The organism is Pajaroellobacter abortibovis (assembly GCF_001931505.1).
GTDB classification, from domain to species: Bacteria; Myxococcota_A; Polyangia; order Polyangiales; family Polyangiaceae; genus Pajaroellobacter; species Pajaroellobacter abortibovis.
In genome coordinates, this window is record NZ_CP016908.1 from 116,323 (window position 1) to 134,151 (window position 17,829).

Annotated in this window: 25 protein-coding genes; 12 read left to right on the forward strand and 13 right to left on the reverse strand. The window is 48.7% G+C overall.

Features of this window, described 5'->3' with window-relative positions:
• The first annotated feature begins 40 nt into the window (after positions 1–40).
• Genes coaD through BCY86_RS00610 form a run of 4 tightly spaced genes read left to right on the forward strand, consistent with a single transcriptional unit; the run spans position 41 to position 6,047 of the window.
• Positions 41–532, forward strand: a complete 492-nt coding sequence (gene coaD, locus BCY86_RS00590; protein WP_075275967.1) for a pantetheine-phosphate adenylyltransferase — start codon at positions 41–43, stop codon at positions 530–532.
• On the forward strand, positions 529–3,012 hold the full coding sequence (locus tag BCY86_RS00600; RefSeq protein ID WP_083604082.1) for a TonB-dependent receptor domain-containing protein: 2,484 nt from the start codon (positions 529–531) through the stop codon (positions 3,010–3,012). Before coaD ends, BCY86_RS00600 begins: the two co-directional genes overlap by 4 nt.
• 38 nt (positions 3,013–3,050) lie before the next feature.
• The gene (locus tag BCY86_RS00605) at positions 3,051–3,875 is read left to right on the forward strand and encodes a hypothetical protein (protein WP_156864944.1); all 825 of its coding nucleotides are present in this window, start codon (positions 3,051–3,053) and stop codon (positions 3,873–3,875) included.
• 15 nt (positions 3,876–3,890) lie between these two features.
• The gene (locus tag BCY86_RS00610; RefSeq protein WP_083604083.1) at positions 3,891–6,047 is read left to right on the forward strand and encodes a M13 family metallopeptidase; all 2,157 of its coding nucleotides are present in this window, start codon (positions 3,891–3,893) and stop codon (positions 6,045–6,047) included.
• 50 nt (positions 6,048–6,097) lie between these two features.
• Here the strand turns inward: BCY86_RS00610 and BCY86_RS00615 are convergent, their stop codons facing one another.
• From BCY86_RS00615 to BCY86_RS09505, 11 genes are all read right to left on the reverse strand, one after another.
• Positions 6,098–6,988: a P-loop NTPase family protein gene (locus tag BCY86_RS00615; protein ID WP_075275969.1), complete on the reverse strand. Its 891-nt coding sequence runs from the start codon at positions 6,986–6,988 to the stop codon at positions 6,098–6,100.
• A gap of 15 nt (positions 6,989–7,003) precedes the next feature.
• Positions 7,004–7,249, reverse strand: coding sequence for a hypothetical protein (locus tag BCY86_RS00620; protein ID WP_075275970.1), 246 nt, complete (start codon positions 7,247–7,249; stop codon positions 7,004–7,006).
• Between the two features lie 69 nt (positions 7,250–7,318).
• On the reverse strand, positions 7,319–7,738 hold the full coding sequence (locus tag BCY86_RS00625; RefSeq protein ID WP_075275971.1) for a hypothetical protein: 420 nt from the start codon (positions 7,736–7,738) through the stop codon (positions 7,319–7,321).
• A 152-nt stretch (positions 7,739–7,890) separates the two neighbouring features.
• Positions 7,891–8,037, reverse strand: a complete 147-nt coding sequence (locus tag BCY86_RS09490; RefSeq protein ID WP_156864945.1) for a hypothetical protein — start codon at positions 8,035–8,037, stop codon at positions 7,891–7,893.
• A 520-nt stretch (positions 8,038–8,557) separates the two neighbouring features.
• The gene (locus BCY86_RS00635; RefSeq protein ID WP_075275973.1) at positions 8,558–9,031 is read right to left on the reverse strand and encodes an efflux RND transporter permease subunit; all 474 of its coding nucleotides are present in this window, start codon (positions 9,029–9,031) and stop codon (positions 8,558–8,560) included.
• A gap of 180 nt (positions 9,032–9,211) precedes the next feature.
• Positions 9,212–9,619 carry a hypothetical protein gene (locus tag BCY86_RS00640; protein WP_075275974.1) on the reverse strand — a complete coding sequence of 136 codons (408 nt, stop codon included), beginning with the start codon at positions 9,617–9,619 and terminating at the stop codon, positions 9,212–9,214.
• A gap of 109 nt (positions 9,620–9,728) precedes the next feature.
• Positions 9,729–9,875 carry a hypothetical protein gene (locus BCY86_RS09495; RefSeq protein WP_156864946.1) on the reverse strand — a complete coding sequence of 49 codons (147 nt, stop codon included), beginning with the start codon at positions 9,873–9,875 and terminating at the stop codon, positions 9,729–9,731.
• Positions 9,876–10,198: 323 nt separating this feature from the next.
• The gene (locus tag BCY86_RS10415) at positions 10,199–10,414 is read right to left on the reverse strand and encodes an efflux RND transporter permease subunit (RefSeq protein WP_075275975.1); all 216 of its coding nucleotides are present in this window, start codon (positions 10,412–10,414) and stop codon (positions 10,199–10,201) included.
• Positions 10,411–11,121, reverse strand: coding sequence for an efflux RND transporter permease subunit (locus BCY86_RS00650; RefSeq protein ID WP_075275976.1), 711 nt, complete (start codon positions 11,119–11,121; stop codon positions 10,411–10,413). The genes BCY86_RS10415 and BCY86_RS00650 overlap by 4 nt, the downstream gene beginning before the upstream one ends.
• 1 nt (position 11,122) lies before the next feature.
• Positions 11,123–11,347: a hypothetical protein gene (locus BCY86_RS00655; protein WP_156864949.1), complete on the reverse strand. Its 225-nt coding sequence runs from the start codon at positions 11,345–11,347 to the stop codon at positions 11,123–11,125.
• Between the two features lie 392 nt (positions 11,348–11,739).
• On the reverse strand, positions 11,740–11,892 hold the full coding sequence (locus tag BCY86_RS09505) for a biotin/lipoyl-binding protein (RefSeq protein WP_172824752.1): 153 nt from the start codon (positions 11,890–11,892) through the stop codon (positions 11,740–11,742).
• Between the two features lie 95 nt (positions 11,893–11,987).
• Here BCY86_RS09505 and BCY86_RS00660 point away from each other — a divergent pair, with 95 nt between their 5' ends.
• The 5 genes from BCY86_RS00660 (at position 11,988) to BCY86_RS00680 (ending at position 14,301) form a co-directional block, all read left to right on the forward strand.
• Positions 11,988–12,236: a hypothetical protein gene (locus tag BCY86_RS00660; protein WP_156864951.1), complete on the forward strand. Its 249-nt coding sequence runs from the start codon at positions 11,988–11,990 to the stop codon at positions 12,234–12,236.
• Positions 12,237–12,246: 10 nt separating this feature from the next.
• Positions 12,247–13,167 carry a glycine--tRNA ligase subunit alpha gene (gene glyQ, locus BCY86_RS00665; RefSeq protein ID WP_075277488.1) on the forward strand — a complete coding sequence of 307 codons (921 nt, stop codon included), beginning with the start codon at positions 12,247–12,249 and terminating at the stop codon, positions 13,165–13,167.
• Positions 13,168–13,231: 64 nt separating this feature from the next.
• The gene (locus BCY86_RS00670) at positions 13,232–13,426 is read left to right on the forward strand and encodes a hypothetical protein (protein ID WP_156864952.1); all 195 of its coding nucleotides are present in this window, start codon (positions 13,232–13,234) and stop codon (positions 13,424–13,426) included.
• Positions 13,427–13,441: 15 nt separating this feature from the next.
• Positions 13,442–13,861 carry a hypothetical protein gene (locus BCY86_RS00675; protein ID WP_075275980.1) on the forward strand — a complete coding sequence of 140 codons (420 nt, stop codon included), beginning with the start codon at positions 13,442–13,444 and terminating at the stop codon, positions 13,859–13,861.
• Between the two features lie 20 nt (positions 13,862–13,881).
• Entirely contained in the window at positions 13,882–14,301 is a 420-nt protein-coding gene (locus BCY86_RS00680; RefSeq protein WP_156864953.1) for a hypothetical protein, read from the forward strand.
• Between the two features lie 178 nt (positions 14,302–14,479).
• Here BCY86_RS00680 and BCY86_RS10010 read toward each other — a convergent pair whose 3' ends face one another.
• A complete protein-coding gene (locus BCY86_RS10010) occupies positions 14,480–14,665 on the reverse strand; it encodes a hypothetical protein (RefSeq protein ID WP_172824753.1) in 186 nt (61 codons plus the stop codon).
• 133 nt (positions 14,666–14,798) lie between these two features.
• Here BCY86_RS10010 and BCY86_RS09510 point away from each other — a divergent pair, with 133 nt between their 5' ends.
• Both BCY86_RS09510 and BCY86_RS00690 read left to right on the forward strand, forming a co-directional pair.
• Positions 14,799–14,963, forward strand: a complete 165-nt coding sequence (locus BCY86_RS09510; protein ID WP_156864954.1) for a hypothetical protein — start codon at positions 14,799–14,801, stop codon at positions 14,961–14,963.
• A gap of 261 nt (positions 14,964–15,224) precedes the next feature.
• The gene (locus BCY86_RS00690) at positions 15,225–15,560 is read left to right on the forward strand and encodes a hypothetical protein (RefSeq protein ID WP_156864955.1); all 336 of its coding nucleotides are present in this window, start codon (positions 15,225–15,227) and stop codon (positions 15,558–15,560) included.
• A 179-nt stretch (positions 15,561–15,739) separates the two neighbouring features.
• On the opposite strand, the gene BCY86_RS00695 is transcribed toward BCY86_RS00690, so the two are convergent.
• Entirely contained in the window at positions 15,740–16,021 is a 282-nt protein-coding gene (locus BCY86_RS00695) for a hypothetical protein (protein ID WP_075275984.1), read from the reverse strand.
• Positions 16,022–16,103: 82 nt separating this feature from the next.
• On the opposite strand from BCY86_RS00695, the gene BCY86_RS00700 reads away from it, so the two are divergent.
• Positions 16,104–17,348: a protein-disulfide reductase DsbD family protein gene (locus BCY86_RS00700; RefSeq protein ID WP_075275985.1), complete on the forward strand. Its 1,245-nt coding sequence runs from the start codon at positions 16,104–16,106 to the stop codon at positions 17,346–17,348.
• Positions 17,349–17,829 lie beyond the last annotated feature (481 nt).

Below are 17,829 nucleotides of genomic sequence, written 5' to 3' on the forward strand. Positions count from 1 at the left end.
CGATCAAAACAGGGTGGCTTAGAAGAGGACAGAGGAAGCGGTGGGCGCTACGATTGCTGTTTATGCAGGGAGCTTTGATCCGATTACGTGGGGGCACTTGGATTTAATTGAGCGCGCTTCTTCTCTTTTCGAAGTGCTCTTGGTCAGTATTGGAATCCACCCCACGCGGGTCCCTCTCTTTACTATACAAGAGCGTCTTGAACTGACGCGTGGTGTTGTTGCAGCATGGAAAAACGTTCATGTGGAGACGTTTGATGGCTTGCTTGTGGATTATTGTTGTCAGAAAGGTGCGCGAGTGATTGTTCGAGGGTTGCGGGCTGTGATGGATTTTGAAAATGAACTCCAGGTGGCTCATGCTAATGCGGACTTGGCCCCCTCAGTGGATACAATTTTTTTGCCAACCCGTACAAGACATGGGTTCGTTTCTGCCTCCTTGGTGAGAGAGATTGCAAAATACGGAGGGGATGTCAGCCGGTATGCTCCGCCTCTTGTCTGTCAGGCGCTTCGCGACAAATTTAGAAGGTCAGCATGAAGTGGAAAACAGTGTTATTGGTTGCTTTACTGTGGCCTTGGCGAGGTGGGGCAGTTGAGTCTCAGGTAGTCCCTCCAGAACCTATCAAAGAGGTTTTGGCTAAGTGGCCGCAAGGGTATCCGTCCTCTTCGAATCCGATGATTCCTCTTCTCGTCTGGATTGATGCCGAGGGAAAAGTGAAACAGGTGGAGTCTCAAGATACTTCGCTTGATCCCGCACTGGTGACAGCTGCGAGGGTGGCGGCGAGTCAGTGGGAGTTTAAGCCGGCCTTGCAGGGAGCAAAACCCGTCGGTGCAAAGATTCGGCTGGTGATTCAGTTTGAATCCCCTCCTTTGCTCGCTTCTCCTTCTCCGTCCGTCTCGGACGCTGCATCTTTCTCTTCGTTGCCGCAGGATCAATCCGACGAGGAATATCATATTAATGTGCGCAGTAAGCGCGGGAGGGAATCGGTTGCTGCAGGGGATATGGATATTAAAATCGGCCAGCTGGGGGATGTCCCGCGTCAGTCGGCGGAAGGTATGCTTCGTCTTGTGCCAGGTCTTGTCCTGACGAGTCATTCTGGACAGGGGCATGCTTCGAGTATGTTTATGCGGGGGTTTGATGTTGGGGAAGGGCAGAACATCGAATTTCAATTGGAAGGAATCCCTCTCAACCAACCCCTCAATCCGCATGGACATGGATATGCGGATTCTCATCTGATCATTCCAGAGCTGCTCCAGACGATTCATGTTATTGAGGGGCCTTTCGATCCGCGGCAGGGGGATTTTGCCGTCGCGGGGAGCATGAATTATCAGTTGGGGATGAAACATCGGGGGCTGTTTGCGAAGAGTGCCTATGGCTCTTTTGACACCAGACGGTTGGTGGTTCTCTGGGGGTCGCAGGAGCATTCGAATCGCACCGTCGGTGGGATCGATTTCACTGACAGCAAAGGGTTTGGGCTGAATCGAAAATTTTCGGAGGCGCGGACGATTGCACAGTATGAGCATACGTTTGAGAATGGGACTGTGCTCACTTTCTTGGGGTTGGGGTATGTGGCCCGCTTTGACAGTGCCGGTGTGATTCGGGAGGATGATGTAGCAACTCGTCGGATGCCTTGTGCAGCAGATCAAGACAGCCAATTTTTCTGTCTGTATGACTCAAACCAGGGGGGGATTACTAACTGGCACGGATTCTCGATGCGTCTATCCAAAAAGGCAAAGAGTTATGCGTGGGGAAACCAGGTGTTCTTGAATGTTCATCAGCTACGCTTTCGTCACAACTTTACTGGATTTCTTCATGATAAAGAGGTGCCTGGAGGTATGCAGCGAGGGGATGGGAATGATCAACTCTATCAGGCTACTACAGTGGGAGGGCGCGGTCATTACACCTTGAACTTGGATTGGAGGGGTGGCCGTCATGAAGTGGAAGTTGGATATTTCATGCGGTACGATTCGGGGACTTCTGCTCAACGCCGCTTGCGTTTCGATGATGGCTCCCCCTACCGCATTGATTTTTCCAATCAGATTGGATTCGCCAACTTGGGGTTGTACGGTGCAGGGCGCTTTATTGCATCCCCTTGGCTGGTCCTGCGAGGAGGACTGCGTGTCGATACATTTGGCTATTCCATTATCAATCAAAAGTCTTCTTTGACCGATGCGTTGGAACAGCGGCTTGCCCCTCCTTCTAGCGATGCGCTGGCGATGTCTCTCGAACCGAGGGCATCGGGGGAGGTGATCTTGACTCCATGCATGAGTTGGGTGACCAGTGCGGGGGTTGGGGTCCGCTCTGCTGATGCCAAAGGGATGATCAGCGATGCCGCTCCTGCTGGACTTGTCTATGCTACAGAGACAGGGGTGGTTGCCAATCGCAGAACAAATAGACAGGAACTGTTGGGTCGGCTCGCGGGATTTTATACGCGGGTGACTCAGGACCAAATGTTCGACGAAGAAGAAGGACGAGCTATCAACATAGGTACTTCTCATCGCTTTGGAATGATGGCAATGATGCGATGGATTCCTTGGTGGGGGTTGGATACCCAGGCGAGTCTTGCATATTCAGAGGCGTATTTATCTCGTTCCGAGCAGAATCCGTTGCAGGAGATGGCCGATCATCGCCTCCTGTACATCCCTCAATGGACTGCTCGCGCGGATGCATCGCTGAGAAGGTCACTGCCTATGACGCAGGGGAAACTCCATTATACGCTTGCTTGTGGAACATCGTACATCACTCCTCGCTCTCTTCCCTTTGACCAGCGAAGCTTAGCCTTTTGGAGTGTAGATGTTGCTGGGAAGGTACGTTGGAAGTGGATTGAAATGGGGATCGAGATGACGAACTTACTTGATCGGCGCAACCAGCAATTTATTCAGAGCTATCCTTCGAATTTTCAAGGACCAGAAGCCTTCCCATCCCGTCTTGTCCAGCCTCATTTTGCGGCCGGGCCGCCCCGCACGATCTTAGGAACGCTAACGCTCTATTGGGATCCTCTTCCCAATACATCCTGAGTATTCAATCTCTGCTCTTTATTATCGATGGAGTCTTGATGCGTCGCTTCTCTCTTTTTCTTATGCTTGGTTATAGTGCAGCAGTGGTCGATTGTGATGGATTGAAATCGCAAAGTACGGCTGCTTTTTTTGACCTTTCGATTGTACCAGTTCTCGCTGACGATTCAGCAGATCCCTCTTTGATGTCTTCTGTGGGTTGGAAAGTCAAGCTGGAAGAGGCTTGTTTGGCATTTGGTCCTATTTATTTGTACCATGATGCAGAGCAGCATGAAGCCGCTTGCCGGCCTTCCCCTCTGCATTGGTTGAAGGCTGGATGGAGTTGGCTGCTCCCTTCGGTGTATGCGCATGGAGCTTATGATGGTGATGGAGAAATGTCTGAGGTGTGTGGTGAGTGGACGAAACGGGTTGCCTTAAATGTTCTGTCGAATCAGATGCTCTTGTTCCAAACCCTATCGGGTCGGACGGAGTCGGTCACTTCATTTTCAGTCGTGCTTGGACCTGTTCGATCAAAAGAAGCAAGCGTCTGTCATCAAGGCGAGTACGCCTATGCGAGAGGAGTAGCGAGTAAAGACGGGAAAGAGATTCTGTTTGAAGGGGGGCTCTTTCATCAGGATGGGGAAGAAGAGCCTCGTGCTCATCGGTTGCCAGTGCGCGATGTGTCGATAGAGGATGGTGGAGAGATCCAGCTTCTGGTCGATTCTACCCAATGGTTTGATGAAGTTGATTTTGCTGGGCTCACTGTGTACAATGACGATGGAAGACGTCGGATTCTGCCTCGGAGCGAGGCTGCCGTTCTATGGCGACGGAAGCTGGAAAGCGATCAAAGTTTCCGTATAGTTCAGGTTTTAAACAAGAAAAGGTAAGGAAAGCAGAGGGTCATGCAAAAGCTTCTCCGATGTCGGACAGTGTTAGTGTATTTTCTGTTTGTTGGATGGTGTAGTAGTGTGGGAGGGGGGGGATGCCATAAGTCAACCAGGGTCATGGCCTCATCTGTTTCCCCAGCGTTATTGGATACGCCAGCCCTTCTTCAGCAACCTGGCCCTGTCTCTTCTTCTTCGCTCAAGCGTCTCGATATTTCTGAGTTAATGCCCGTCGATCCTTCTATATCTGCTTGTCAAGATTTCTATCAGCACGCGTGCGGCATATGGATGAAAGCGAATCCGATCCCTCCTGAATACAGCGCTTGGTATCGAGGGTTTCATGGCCTTGAGGAGCAAATCTCTCAGACGTTACGGACTTTTTTGGAGTCTTATTCAGAAAATCCAAGTCCAGAGAGACCTCATGAAAAGATACTTGGAGATTTTTACAGTTCTTGTATGAATGAAGATCAGATTCAGCAGGTGGGAGTTACCCCGCTTCAAGAGGCTTTGTGTGCGATTGACCAAGTGAAAGATTCGACCTCATTGGCTCATGTGTTGGCCATGCTCCATCGAAAAGGGGCTTACGCGCTGTTTAAGATCGACGTGACTCAGGATTTTCGAGATGCGACAGAGCTGATTGGCCTCATTCAACAAGGGGGGCTTACGCTGCCTGACCGCAAGTATTATCTGGAACCACAAGAGCAGGGGCCTGATAAACAAATCGAGCAAGCCTACCGGATGCATCTAGCCCGCATGTTCGTTCTCTCGGGAATCTCTTCAAAGGGCGATGCTGAGCAGTCTGTGGAATCCGTCCTCGCGATTGAACGGAAATTGGCTGGGGCCAGTCTACCGAGGACTCAACTCCGCGATCCAGCGCTCAATTACCATCGGATGCACCTCGCTGAATTAAAAAGGCTAGCTCCTCATTTAGACTGGGAAACCTATTTCCATGATTTGGGGGTTTTTCCATCCGTTCCTTTCAATGTTGCGCAACCTGAGTTCATCAAAGCAGTCAACCAGCTTGTAGCTTCGTACAATCCCCGTGATTCATCGCTGCGCAGGTACCTGAGATGGCATCTTTTGCATTCCATGACGCATGCATTGCCTAAATCGTTTGAGGAAGAAGAGTTCAGCTTCTTTCAGCGATTTACGGGAGCGAAAAAACTCCATCCTCGTTGGAAGCGGTGTGTGATTGCAACCCACAGTGTTTTAGGGGAAGCACTTTCTATCCCCTTTGTCCAGAAGAGCCTTGGAGAACAAGGGAAGGTGGAGGCCCAACATCTGATTGAACAAATTGAATTGCAGATGCGTCGTTTCCTTACCCAGAGCACGTGGATGGACGAGTCGACGCGCAAGAACGCATTTGAAAAATTGGAGCTTATGCACAATAAGGTGGGCTATCCAGGGAAGTGGCGTTCTTATGAACGACTCCGCCTCCAACGGGATTCTTTTGCAGAGAATGTAGCAGCTAGTCGCGCATTCAACCTGGACTATGAACTAGCCAAGATCGGAAAGCCACTCGATCGAGAGGAGTGGAAAATGAGCCCCTCTACGGTCAATGCCTATTATGAACCCTCCCTTAATGAAATGGTGTTTCCTGCGGGGATGTTACTCCCCCCTTTCTTTTATCGTCCGTTTTCCATAACGATGAACTATGGCGGGATTGGATTTGTGATGGGGCATGAACTGACCCATGGTTTCGATGATGAAGGGAAGCAATTTGATGGGAGGGGAAATTTGATCAATTGGTGGTCCTCTTCCGCCGAAGCCGTTTTTCATCAGAAGGCGAAGTGTATTGAGGATCAGTACAATGAGTACCGGGTGGTTGGCGACGTTCGGATCAATGGAAAGCTGACCTTAGGTGAGAATATAGCTGATCTAGGTGGAATTCGTCTTGCTTATGCTGCCTTTAAAGGATTGCAAGCGATGACTGTTGGGGCCGACACTGGCTCTTTTTCAGAAGAGCAACGGTTTTTTGTAGCATTTGCTCAAAGCTGGTGTGCAAATGTCAGGGAAGAAGAAGCGCGGATGCGCGTTGTTGTCGATCCACATTCTCCTCCTCATTTCCGAGTGAATGGCCCTCTCTCAAACATGCCTGAATTTGCTCGAGCCTTTGGATGCAAGTCAGGGGACGGAATGGTTCGACCGCAAGAAAAGAGATGTGAAGTCTGGTAGTCTTTCTAGCCTTGGAGTTTCAACCAGATCGGTAAACATTCTAGTGGATATTATGGGAAAATTATAGTAGGATAGAGGCTGAGCACAGTGGTTGATGTGTTTGCAGCCCATTGAAAGATGTCCCGTGTGCTTGCTTGTGGCCCTAGAGAGAGAATCAAATGCATAGAGCTACATTCCACAGAAGCTCCCGCTGCGATTGCCTGATCTCTAAATTTGTTGCGATCTCCATGTAAAATGACAAAAAAGCTTCGCTGAATAGAAGCGAGAATGGAGGGAGGTCCTTGTACGACTTGGTGTGAGCTTATTAAGAAGACAACTTCATCCGCTTCTTGCATGAGACGTGAGGTCAAAGGGGTGTGCTCTACAAAAAAAATCCAGTTCTTTGCGTTGAGGTATTGGATTAAGTGGAGCTCAAACTCTTCTGCCATGGGATACGGGAGATTGGCTAACGGCTCCTTGAGAAGGAGTACAGGAGCTTCTGTGGCGAGTACAGCAGCGACTTGAGTAAGATAGCGAGAAAAAGAATCGAGATGACTTAAAGGCTTAGTTTGCTCTTGAAGCCCTGTTTCGTGCAAAGCTTGCTTTGCTACATTTTTTGCTTGCTTTCGGGACAACCCTGAAAGCCGGCCACTCCAGTAAGCGTACTTTTGGGGGGTCCAAGAAGGAGGAAAAGCGGAATCGAAGGATACGGCTGCTGCTTGGCGAGAGGCGATCGCGGCGCGGGGAGATTGTCCCATCAGCTTCAAGCGGCCGGTTGTGGGGTTCAGCTTTCCTGTGATCAATCCGAATAGATGTTCGGTGGCCCCGAGAACCAATAGCCGTTGTCCTGATGTTTTGAAAGAAAGATCATCAAACACCACAACCCCTCCCTGTTCCAGGCGCAGGTTTTCCATTGCAAGCAATGGAAGGAAAGAAGAGTGGGCTTGTTCTAACGTTGCCATAGAGGGTAGTCGCTGTCAGGGGAAGGAAGGGTGGGTAGAAGACTGTCCAATAGCATACTGAAGGCGAATGTATACTATGTGCATTCCAATATGCGCGTAAATGGTATTGAATCGCGCTCTTGTCTGCTCATTTCTTGCATCGGTCATTTCAACAAAAATGGCCTCGCCGTGATTGAACATATCGTACCTTACACGATACCGTTCTTCCGTTGCTGCCAGTTGATGAGAAGTCGTTTGGGAAGCGCCTTTCGCCTCTTGCAACTGTTGCTGGGCTTGCGTGACTTCATTGAGCGCTTCAAGTACAGCTGACTTTTGAGCTTCTATGCTGGTTCACTGAACCGCTATCTCACTCATTCGAGAAGTGATTGAAGGAATATCGAGTGGATTCCAGGCTACAACCCGACTTACATCCCGACTCCCTCGGCACTCATCTTGTTGCTGCATAACGCGCACATTCGGATAGGCGATGATGCCATTTGCAGCTGTATCAAGTCGTGGGGGTATCCCCGCACGAACGATCTCCCTTTGTTTCTGAATCGAAAGCCTCATCTCTTCAAGGGCTTTCACTTCAGGCCTTTTCTCAGAAGCTTCGGCCCGCAAAGCATTGAGGTTATCCAACCCTTCCAGCGGAGTATCGGGGGATTCGAGTAGATTTTCTCCTATCCTGCAATTTGCGGAAGAGTTGTTGTGCGTTGCTACCCGAAGGCGCTCTTCTGCTAATTTGACTGCATCCGTAGCTGGCGCTTGCATCAATTTGACCGATTCAACTTGATCCTTTGCTTTTATAATACATCTGCTTTGGAAGCAGTGCCTTTCTCAAAAGCATGAGATACAACGGTCAAATGCTCTTCCGCCTGCTCAAATGATTGCTCCACCAGGATCACTTCTGTTTGCGCACGGATTCAATCGTAGAATGTCAATTTGGCTTCACTCCCAATTTTAAGGCGCATCGCTTGTTCTTCCCAGTAGGCCAATCGCTGGGAGTGCGCAGCAGCCGCTACCCCCTGGAATAACCGAAGAACATAATCTGAAAGAGGGATCCCAACCACCAATCGACCATCACGCTTATTAATTAGCTGAAAGAAACTCGGTGGGGAAGCTTTGATCGGAGAATCGGTCGCTTGATTAAAGGGGTAAGCGTGGGGGGGCTGGATTCGGTGTTAACACCATATCCCTGGAAAAGGATGAGGTGGGATAAGATAAGAGGGGAGAGACGAATGTGTCAACCTTGCGCTGTCAATTGTGGGATAAACTGCGCTGGACCCCTTGGAGTAATTCCATCGGCTGTCGATCAAAGGTGTCTTTCGCTCTCTGCTCTGTATCTTTCTTAAGTGTTTTTTTCTGAGGGGGAAAGACATTGAGATGCGGTGGGATTGTTTGCGCATAGATCTCTCTACTGTAGAGAAGGGTAAATGGGAACAAATTCCTGAAAAGTGTGCGTTTCACTATCGTACCTTTATGTTTTTTGGAGAGTCATCCTTAAGAAGTTAAGGGATGAGCACAGCCTGCGTTTACTTCTACTAAATGGGTCAGGTGGTCCCCTTTCTTATTTTTGAAGTTCTAACCTGTTCAAAAGTTGAATAAAAACAGGAACTTACGATAAGTGAAGAAATTGTTGAGCTGATCACTCCTCTGATGACTTGCAATACCTATGGGAGCTCTAAACTCACTACCATCCCCTTTTCCAATTGCAGTTGGAAGCATTCCCAAGATCATGGCAGCGCTGGTTATGATGATCGGGCGGAGCCGTTCATGGCCTGCTTCGATAATAGCTTGAGGGGGAGGTTCACCATGCTCTCGCACGTGCACAATCGCCCGATCGATTAAGAAAATCGTATTTTTGGTCACCAACCCCATGAGAAGAACGATCCCGATGAGCGTACCAGGGTACTGTTCGTGATGAAAAGGGCGATGATCGCTCCTAAAAGCGCGAGAGGGAAGGTCGACATGATCGTGAATGATGGAGAAAACTCTCGAATTGAAAGGTGGGGATAAGGTAAATAAAGGCGATGCCGAGTGAAAACACGAGCCTCGTGTTATCATTGATCTCATTCATAAGCCGGAGCTGACCATTGTAGGAAATTGCTGTTCCTGGAGGGAAGTTGAGTTTCTCGAATTTTGGCTTAATTTCGTTGATAATGTCTCCAAGGGGTCGTCCTGTGAAGTCCACACCACGAGCTGTCTGGTGCCGCGTTCTCGCTCGATCAGCTGAGGCCTTTCCTCTCAGTTAAGCTTGATCACATCGACAAGCTTGATAGACCCTTTGGCTCCTAATATGGTGATTTGGCCAACGCTCGCAAACACCCGGGCTCGATCAAGTTGAACTTGAGGCTTAGATCGTTCTGGTGAGTATTTAATTTGGATGTCATCTACACCATGCGTTTCCTGCAGTATCTTCTGTACTTGGTTCGATAGGGGGACAATGTCCTCGTAGTAGTCTCCACACACATTTAACACGATGGGTGCTTCTACAGCTGTCCCCTCGACGAAGAGTGGATCGGTCACTACAATTTTTGTGTCGGGGAGAGCAATCTTGCGCAATACATCGCGCGTTCTTGCTTTGAGAACATCGATCGAAGTCGTTTGTTCTGCTTTTGGGGTGGTCACAACACGCCATTCCGCTTTGTTCACGTCTCCAAGAAAGACCGATGGTTGCGTAGATTGTTTGGATGTCTGGCTCCTTGGGGAGCTTGCTCTTCCCTTTGGCGGCAAGTTCGGAAGCATAGATCAGCGAAGTTCCCTACGGGAACTCGATATCTGCGATGAATTGTCCTTTATCTTCAGAGGTGACGAATTCGGAACCTACAAAACGAGCTAGGTAGATAGCAGGAACAAAGCTTGCTATCGCTTCTGCCCCCACAATCAGCTTGTGACGAACGGCTGCCACAGAAGGCGTTCGATGGGTGTTGTCTATCGCTTGGGATGCAATTTAAAAGGGTCTTTTCAAAAAGGAAAGCTTCTCATCGTGCTTTTCTGCAAGCGATTTTGAAGAACGTGAAGAGAGCATCAGTTCGAGTGTGAACGCTACGAACAGAGAGATCAGGAACGGCGATGGAGGCAGTGATTCTGAACTGGCGGAAGAACTGTCCGACTATCCCTTGAATGAATGCGATCGGCACGAACAACGCTACCATACTGATTAACGTAGATCGTAAGTCCAACATAATGATCAGGATGATCAGAATAGCCGTAGAACTACCGAAGATGATGTCATCCTCGAATCTGATGCACGCTGGATTTAATACGCTCTATATTGTCGATCAGCAGCGAAGCGCTGATCCCTTCTGGCAATTGGGGTTGAAGGGTGGCTAGTTTAGCTTTGATCGCGTCAGCAACCGCCACGCTATTGCCTCCTGATTGGCAAACGACTTGAAAAGCGACAGCATCAGCTCCATTGATGCATGTTAACCGTTCGTATCTCTTCAAACCCGTCTTCCACCGTCCCCACATCTCGAATCCGAGCAGAAGAGCCATACGGTGCTGTGGCTACTGGTTACAATGATGTCGCGCGTCATTTCGACATCTTCAAATTCGCCGAGCGTTCGGACGCTGATTTCTTGTTGCTCTTTGTCAAAATGTCCTGAAGGGATATTGACATTTTCTGCTTGGACACGCGCTGCAATCGTTGTGGCATCGAGGTTCAATGTATCGATCTGATTGCGATCCAGTTCGATCCAGACACGCCGTTCCCTTCCGCCGAAGATATCGATCGAGGACACACCATCCACCTGTTCGAGTGCAGGCTTGATCGTATTGTTGATGAAGAGTCTCGCTGTTGAAATGGAGTCCTTGGATTTGACCGTATAAATTAGAATAGGGCTCGCATCGACGTCTGCTCGGCTGATCGACAACTCTTTGACTTCATCGGGGAGGTTACCTCGCACTTGAGCCACTTTTTCACACACAGAAGCGGAATCATCGACCATGTCTGTTACCGACTTGAAAATGACTATGACTTGCAACAGCCTTTCTTGGGAAAGAGGGCGGATGCGGTCGGTGCCATTGATCCCGACCATTGCATCCTCGATCGGTTTGGTCATGAGCCCCTCTACTTCATCAGGGCTGGCTCCTGGGTATTCGATCAAAACAGTGATGACAGGCATGGTAATATCGGTGAACAAATCGACACCCAATCTAGAAAGTCCAGGATTCCCAGGTCGCTGATGACCATGACTGTGAAAACAGGACGGTGAATCGCACGGAATCGATCACGAACTGAATGCGTGTGGAGATCATTTGCCCATCTTGCACACGCGGCACTTCATCTTGGGAACCAGGGCAAAGCATTTCTTGGGGGATGCGGAGAATGTTCAGAGAGGCTTCGCCTTGAACAACCCCTTTGACCAATAACCCGCTCAATACTAGCTTAGAGCCTTTATTGATGAATCGGGCTTCGAGCAGAAGGAATCTGGTGGTTGGATTGACCGTGGAGAGTATGACTGTGATCTTGTTCCTGATGGTTTGGAGTAGCACTCAGATATCGACATTAGCCCCTACTTTGGTGACTCCGATATCCCCTTTATAGTCCCATTTAATTGAGAATGGATAGAACGGTTAAATGGAAAACAGAAACATTCGGGTTCACAACACCATCCGCCCCCGATGGAATTTGAGTAATCACTCTGGCATAAGGGGCTTGAAGAGTGTTTTTGAAGATGCACATGTACCGCTTGAAGCTATACGCAAGCAGCTTCCAGTTGCGCCTGTGCTGCTTGCACTTGAGCGTGTGCTAGTTAGACTTCACTAACGCCTCATAAAATTATGGTTAACACCTGCCCCGCTTTGACTTGATCGCCGAGTTGCACGCGAACAGTTTGAAGACGGCCGATGGCTTTGAAGCTGATGTCTGCTTCCTGTATCGCTGCCAGACCACCAGTCCAACTACAACAGCGAGAAGCCCCCATCGCGCCCATTTGGGAACTGGAGATGGTGGTGGTTCTCCATGATGGCTTGCTTCTGCTCCCAGCCCGTGGGGTTCATTGCCTGATGGGGAAGCAGCATGGGTGCTGCTGTTGCTTGCTTCATGTCCTTCTTCGAGATTGTTCAATTGATTCATGGATTCTATTTTTCTCTCTCTTCCTCTTCGCTTTTCTTCTGCTCAAGGAGAGAAATAGCAGAAGCTTTGCGAGAGAGAAAGAAGTTTATTGCGTGTGTGCTTTATTGCAAGATAGATGAGATAGGGCTCAATATAGACGAGATGCTGATTAAGGCTACGATTTTACAAGGATTTGGGAAGGGTAAAGGTTAACTAACCCATGATGGGCTTTCAAAAAATAATTCTGTCTTTATCCAATTTTTGGGCGGAGCGGGGGTGTCTCCTGGTTCAGCCCTACAATTCAGAGGTTGGGGCTGGTACCTACAATCCTGCTACCTTCTTGCGCGCGCTGGGACCAGAGCCCTGGAATGTTGCTTATGTAGAGCCGTCTCGCCGTCCTACGGATGGACGATATGGGGACAACCCAAACCGTTTTCAACAATTTCATCAATTTCAAGTTATTCTCAAGCCCCCTCCTGAGAATATTCAGGACCTCTATTTGGAATCGATTCAATCTCTTGGGATCAATCCCCTCGATCATGATATTCGCTTCTTGGAGGATGATTGGGAGTCACCTACACTGGGAGCGTGGGGCTTGGGGTGGCAAGTATGGCTTGATGGGCTTGAGATTACGCAGTTTACCTATTTTCAGCAGGTGGGGGGATTTGACTGCCGCCCTGTTTCAGGTGAAATCACCTATGGCCTCGAACGCATTGCGATGGCTATTCAAGATAAAAGTTCAGTCTACGATGTGGAATGGGGCCCGGGAATCCCCTATCGAGAGCTCGTAAAGCAATCCGAGTGGGAGTGGAGCGCGTATAATTTTGAGTATGCGGACATCGATGCGCATTTTAAGACGTTCGATCACGATGAAGCGGAAGTGAAGCGGTTGCTGTCAATCGCTTCTGAACCACGAAGAAAATTGGTTTTGCCAGCCTATGATTTTTTGGTCAAAGCAGTCCACCAATTCAACGTTCTAGAAGCGCGGGGTGCCATTAGCGTTACGGAACGGGCGCGGTACGTTGGACGCCTTCGTGCGCTTGCGAGGCAAGTGGCGGCAGCGTATCTGGAACAGAGAGAAACCCTTGGATTCCCTCTTTGCCAGAAGCGACCAGATTTTGCTACCCAGAAAGAGGACCACTAGTCTCGTAAGCCTGCCTGAGTTTCATATTCGTCGGTCAATTCTGGATCAGTTTTCTATTGGAGATGTGCTGTTTGCTGTTCCGGGGCATGTTCTTTTGGTTGATTTTGATCGGACCTATCGTTGTGTGCAGAGCATCAATCACGCTCCTCCCCCCGAAGAACGGATAGGCCTTGCTCAATTTTATGCATTTGGCCTTCTGCATGAAATTTTTCATGTCGCCATCCGTTTTTACGAAACCCACACGCATCCTCACTTGTAGCAGACACTCGATCGCATGTTAGCGCCTCAATGCCAGAGGGAGTGTCGAACGGACCTAGAGCAATTTCTGTGTGTTTTCCTTCCTTCTGCAATCTATAAACAACAGATTACGGTTGAAGTACATCTCGATTCGAACAGTTTCGAAGAGAGACGCCCTCATGTGCACCTTACACTGGAGGAAGTATTATTAAAAGGCGAGGGAACCTGCAAGCGCTTGCTGTGGCCTATGCGGTGCATCGCCATGGAGATCACACCTGAGTTGGGGGTGCAGGTTGCTTATGAACACCTTCGCGCGTGCTACATGGGCTGGTGCATTTGGCTGGCTACCGACATTGTCTCTAACTATGCAAGGCTCGATTCCGATTGGGTTGCCGAGCATCTGGATTCTGGGGGAAGACTATCCTCCATTCTCTCATTACACGTGTCAAGGTCTTGACTTAAGTGCAAATGATCGAAATGAGTCTCTTTTTGGCAGGTGGCCATTGGAATGAATCGAACGGTGCTGTTGCCTTTAAATATGTCGATCGGAAAAACAACGGGTTCGTTACATTTATCACGGAGATGGTGGCACTGCAACTGAATTGTTTAAATCATGAGGTGAAGGAGGCTGTGAGCCAGACGATCCTTCAGGTTGCTCGTCTCTCTTCTGTGATTAGACTGGATGCAAGGATGATCTTGTCAAGCTGCATTACCAGCGGTTGTAGTTTCCACCTCCGGGTTCAGGGAAGGGGGATCCCTTCGCGCACGCTCTATTATATGCCATGCCATGACACAGAAACAGTTCCATCGCGATTTCCCAAGAGAATTTTGGCGAGAAATAGTTGGCTACGTGCAACGGGAAGTGCCGGATACCTTCCCCTTGCGGAAACCTTTTAGATGATGGAGGGGTGTCTGCCATTTAGGCATCACCCTGTCTATCATTCTTATGCTCTTATGCTCAAAATAAAGTGAAATGCCGATTGTCGATGGTTGATGAAGAAGGTGTTGGAATACGATCGGCAGATTGTAGGGCGATATGTCTATTTCATGAGTAATCCCGAAGAAGATACTACGCTCAGTCAATTCGGATAAAAGGGATAAATATTTTGGGATCTGTCTGATGATGAGCACACTCCTGGGACTCACTCTCTTTGGGCATGACCAACTGGAGGGTTTCAGTGAGCGGTATGCATGGGATATCCCCTCCCATTTTATGATAAATATCCGGACCAAGGGTTCCTGGAACATCGTGAACGCCCAATCTTCCCCTTTTTGCGAAAGCGCTTTCTGTTCACAGCTGGAACCATTTCTATTTTTATGACTTTTTCTCCTCCCATGGGAAAGTCAAAGAAGACGTTTTTGTTTATTCCAATCGATCCGAAAAAGAATCCGCTTTGATCGCATTTCACAGTCGACTTGCGGAAGCGGAGGGGTGGATTCGTATTTCGGTAGGGTGTCGTGAAGAAGATCAAGGACCTCTCCTCCACATGGATGTGATGAATGCTCTGGGATTTAACCATCGTCCCTCTCTGTTTTACGTTTTCCGAGGTGCGATCTAAGGTTTTGAACACACTCCATGCTAGTCAATCCCTTTTCGAATATGGCCTGTATCTTCACCTTATGGATATTATGCCTTTTTAAATTTTTCTGAGCGAGAAGATGTCATCGATACTTTACCATCAGCGCCTTGAGCTCCGATTGGGGGGAAAGGGATCCCTTCGGTAACGGATTATGAGCAAGAACTCAAATGGAAAGAGTGGGATGAAGCCTATTTTCAAACGGTAGGTGGCTAGACCGTTGTGACGCTGTATGAAAGGAATTTGGTTGACGGCTTACATTTCGAAGTCTTGGAACACCATCTTGAGCAATTTGAAGAAAAGGGGAAGCTATTCATCAAAGAAACCTCTTCCTCCTCTTTTCCTTTCTTGTTGTATGTACAAGGTGGGTATGAGACAGCTTTCTCCACAAGGGCAGAAATCGCCTCTTTCTTCCCTTCTGATGATCGCCGATTTTCGCTCGCTCACTTTGTTACTGCACTCCTCTTTGCAAAGGCTGCTGTCCTTTTCTCCTCAGTCAATGGGCTTACGCCGCTGCCTGGTGCCCCCTCGTGGTTGGCGCATCTAAAGTCTCTCTTGATCCAGTCTTGGAAAGAATAAGGGATTGAAGAAAAAGAAGCGCACGACATAGCCCGTCGGGTGATTGAGTGGGGGGAAGTGCATCAGTTCCATTGGACGCTGAGGTGGGGGAAAGACCCAAGCAGTTTTCTTCTAGCGCGATGGGGTCGCTGTCTCTTTCTGGATGCTGCTGTTGCATGGCAGGAGGAGAGCAGGTGAGTTTAACGCAAGCAGCGATCGAGTTGTTCTAGACTGGAGGCTTCTTGCACGCATCGAATCGTTCTCTTACTGGTGGAACGACCTATGCAAAAAGGGATCTCGTGTTGAAGGTTTGCTTCGATCTCTTTTTGACGTGTTTCAATCAGTGCTGGATCAGAGATATGCATTGCTTTCATCTGGAGCTCAACATTCTTGGCAATCAGCAATGTACATTCCGCCTCTGTGGCTTTATGTCTGCATGCACCTAGAAGGAAAATAATATTGATGAAGAGTACACATTTCAATGATTTACCTCCCTATCGTTCTTTTTCAAGTGGATAGAATAGATCTCTGTCTTAAGTTAAAGCTAGTGAATTGAGGGTTTGGATGGATTGGCCTCTTTTATTTGATTCTAACTCTTTTTCATGGCTGCTAGCAGAAAAAGTAGGTGTGGCATATATGCTCGCATGGGTAAGTGGTTTGAGCCTCACATTAACCCCCTGTGTCTATCCGATGATCGTCGTTACAGTGGGAATTTTTACAGGAGGCTCCAAGATACACTCGAAGGCAGCACGAGCCGCTCTTGCAGCAGCCTTTGTGCTTGGAATGTCGGTCGTTTTGACAGGGCTTGGAATTGGTTTTGCTCTCTCGGGGACAGTCTTCGGCTCGCTCTTGTCTAACAAATGGGTGACGGCTGCTTTTGCTATTTTATTTTTTGGTTTGGCGAGTGGAATGTTTGGCCTGTGGGATGTTGCGTTCCCTCTGCGTGTACAGCAGTGGCTCTCTTCCATTGGGGGCTTAGGGTGGAGAGGGGCTTTTCTGTTAGGTGCAGTCAGTGCTTTTGTAGCAGCCCCCTGCACAGGCCCTTTTCTCGCTGGGCTTTTGATTTGGATCTCGACCACACAGAACATTGGGTTGGGTGCAACGTTGATGTTTGTTTTTTCTTTAGGCTTGGGTTTCCCCTTTTTTCTGGTGGGGACCTTTGCTTTATCTTTGCCGAAGGGGGGCCTTTGGATGGTGGGGGTAAAGTGGGTGTTGGGATTAGTTCTGGCAACCTTTGCGTTTCATTTTCTTGCCCTTGCATTCCCTTCTTTTTCTATTCATGCAAGAAGTATGGTTGATGGAAGTTGGTCTTGGTTATGGGTGGGTGTAAGTCTTGTAATGAGTGGTGCTCTGTTTGTGGAGAAAGTCAAAAAGGGGATTCAGCAGAAAGATATCCTAGCCTATGCGCCCCTTTTTGTTTTATCGATGGGGCTTTTTCTCCTGGTCCTTCGTGCAGAATCACCCCCTCAAGGAATTGACTGGATGGAATCTGAAACAGAGGGGATTGCTCTTGCTGCTAAGGAGGATCGACCGCTTTTGCTCGATTTTCGTGCGGAGTGGTGCTCGGTTTGTAAGGAGTTCGAGCAGCGGACCCTTGCCGATCCCCGAGTCCGATCCGAAATGAGCAGATTTGTCCCAATCCGGATTGATCTTACCTATGAAGCGCATCCAAGTGCTCTTAAAGAAAGATATCGTGTTATGAGCTTACCTACTCTTATTCTTGTCGATCGGAGAGGAATCGTGAGAGCTCGTTTTCATGAGTTCATCCTCTCGGACGAACTATTAGCAGCAATGCGCGCAATCCCATAAGAATGAGCGTTTGAGTGAGGAGAGAGATGGAAGGAAAGGGAGAAGAGGAGGAGAGAGAAAACGTCCTTCGGGGAGGATGAGAGTCCTTCCCCAACTCGCTTTGCTCAGACATCGGGGTCCCTCCCGTCCTGAGGCCAATCCTTGGTTTCCTGGGAGCTATGAGCGAATCACCCCATCTCATGAGAATGGGTTCGGCTCTCTCAAGTTCCAAATCCATCGCCTGGTATGTTCACTACAACTTACCTGCCATGTCTTTAGCCAATAGTCCTGTTCATAGGTTGGTGGTTTTCCATAGGCATTAAGCAATCCTCGGTAGAAGATAGCACGGTAAAACCAGATGATTTCATCGGCTTGATAATCATACATTCCGGTGTTCGGCGCCTAACCGCGCTCATCCATGTTTTTGAATGAGAGTCGAAATGGGCTGTGCGCAAGGAAAGGCAGAGATAAAGGAGATTTCTTGTTACTTTTTATTCTCTCA

Coding starts and splice junctions, on each gene's coding strand:
- BCY86_RS00600 (WP_083604082.1), top strand. CDS start 529: ATGAAGTGGAAAACAGTGTTATTGGTTGCTTTACTGTGGCCTTGGCGA.
- BCY86_RS00605 (WP_156864944.1), top strand. CDS start 3,051: ATGCGTCGCTTCTCTCTTTTTCTTATGCTTGGTTATAGTGCAGCAGTG.
- BCY86_RS00610 (WP_083604083.1), top strand. CDS start 3,891: ATGCAAAAGCTTCTCCGATGTCGGACAGTGTTAGTGTATTTTCTGTTT.
- BCY86_RS00615 (WP_075275969.1), bottom strand. CDS start 6,988: ATGGCAACGTTAGAACAAGCCCACTCTTCTTTCCTTCCATTGCTTGCA.
- BCY86_RS00625 (WP_075275971.1), bottom strand. CDS start 7,738: ATGCAAGCGCCAGCTACGGATGCAGTCAAATTAGCAGAAGAGCGCCTT.
- BCY86_RS00635 (WP_075275973.1), bottom strand. CDS start 9,031: ATGATAACACGAGGCTCGTGTTTTCACTCGGCATCGCCTTTATTTACC.
- BCY86_RS09505 (WP_172824752.1), bottom strand. CDS start 11,892: ATGGGGGCTTCTCGCTGTTGTAGTTGGACTGGTGGTCTGGCAGCGATA.
- BCY86_RS00660 (WP_156864951.1), top strand. CDS start 11,988: ATGGGTGCTGCTGTTGCTTGCTTCATGTCCTTCTTCGAGATTGTTCAA.
- glyQ (WP_075277488.1), top strand. CDS start 12,247: ATGGGCTTTCAAAAAATAATTCTGTCTTTATCCAATTTTTGGGCGGAG.
- BCY86_RS00675 (WP_075275980.1), top strand. CDS start 13,442: ATGTTAGCGCCTCAATGCCAGAGGGAGTGTCGAACGGACCTAGAGCAA.
- BCY86_RS00680 (WP_156864953.1), top strand. CDS start 13,882: ATGAGTCTCTTTTTGGCAGGTGGCCATTGGAATGAATCGAACGGTGCT.
- BCY86_RS00700 (WP_075275985.1), top strand. CDS start 16,104: ATGGATTGGCCTCTTTTATTTGATTCTAACTCTTTTTCATGGCTGCTA.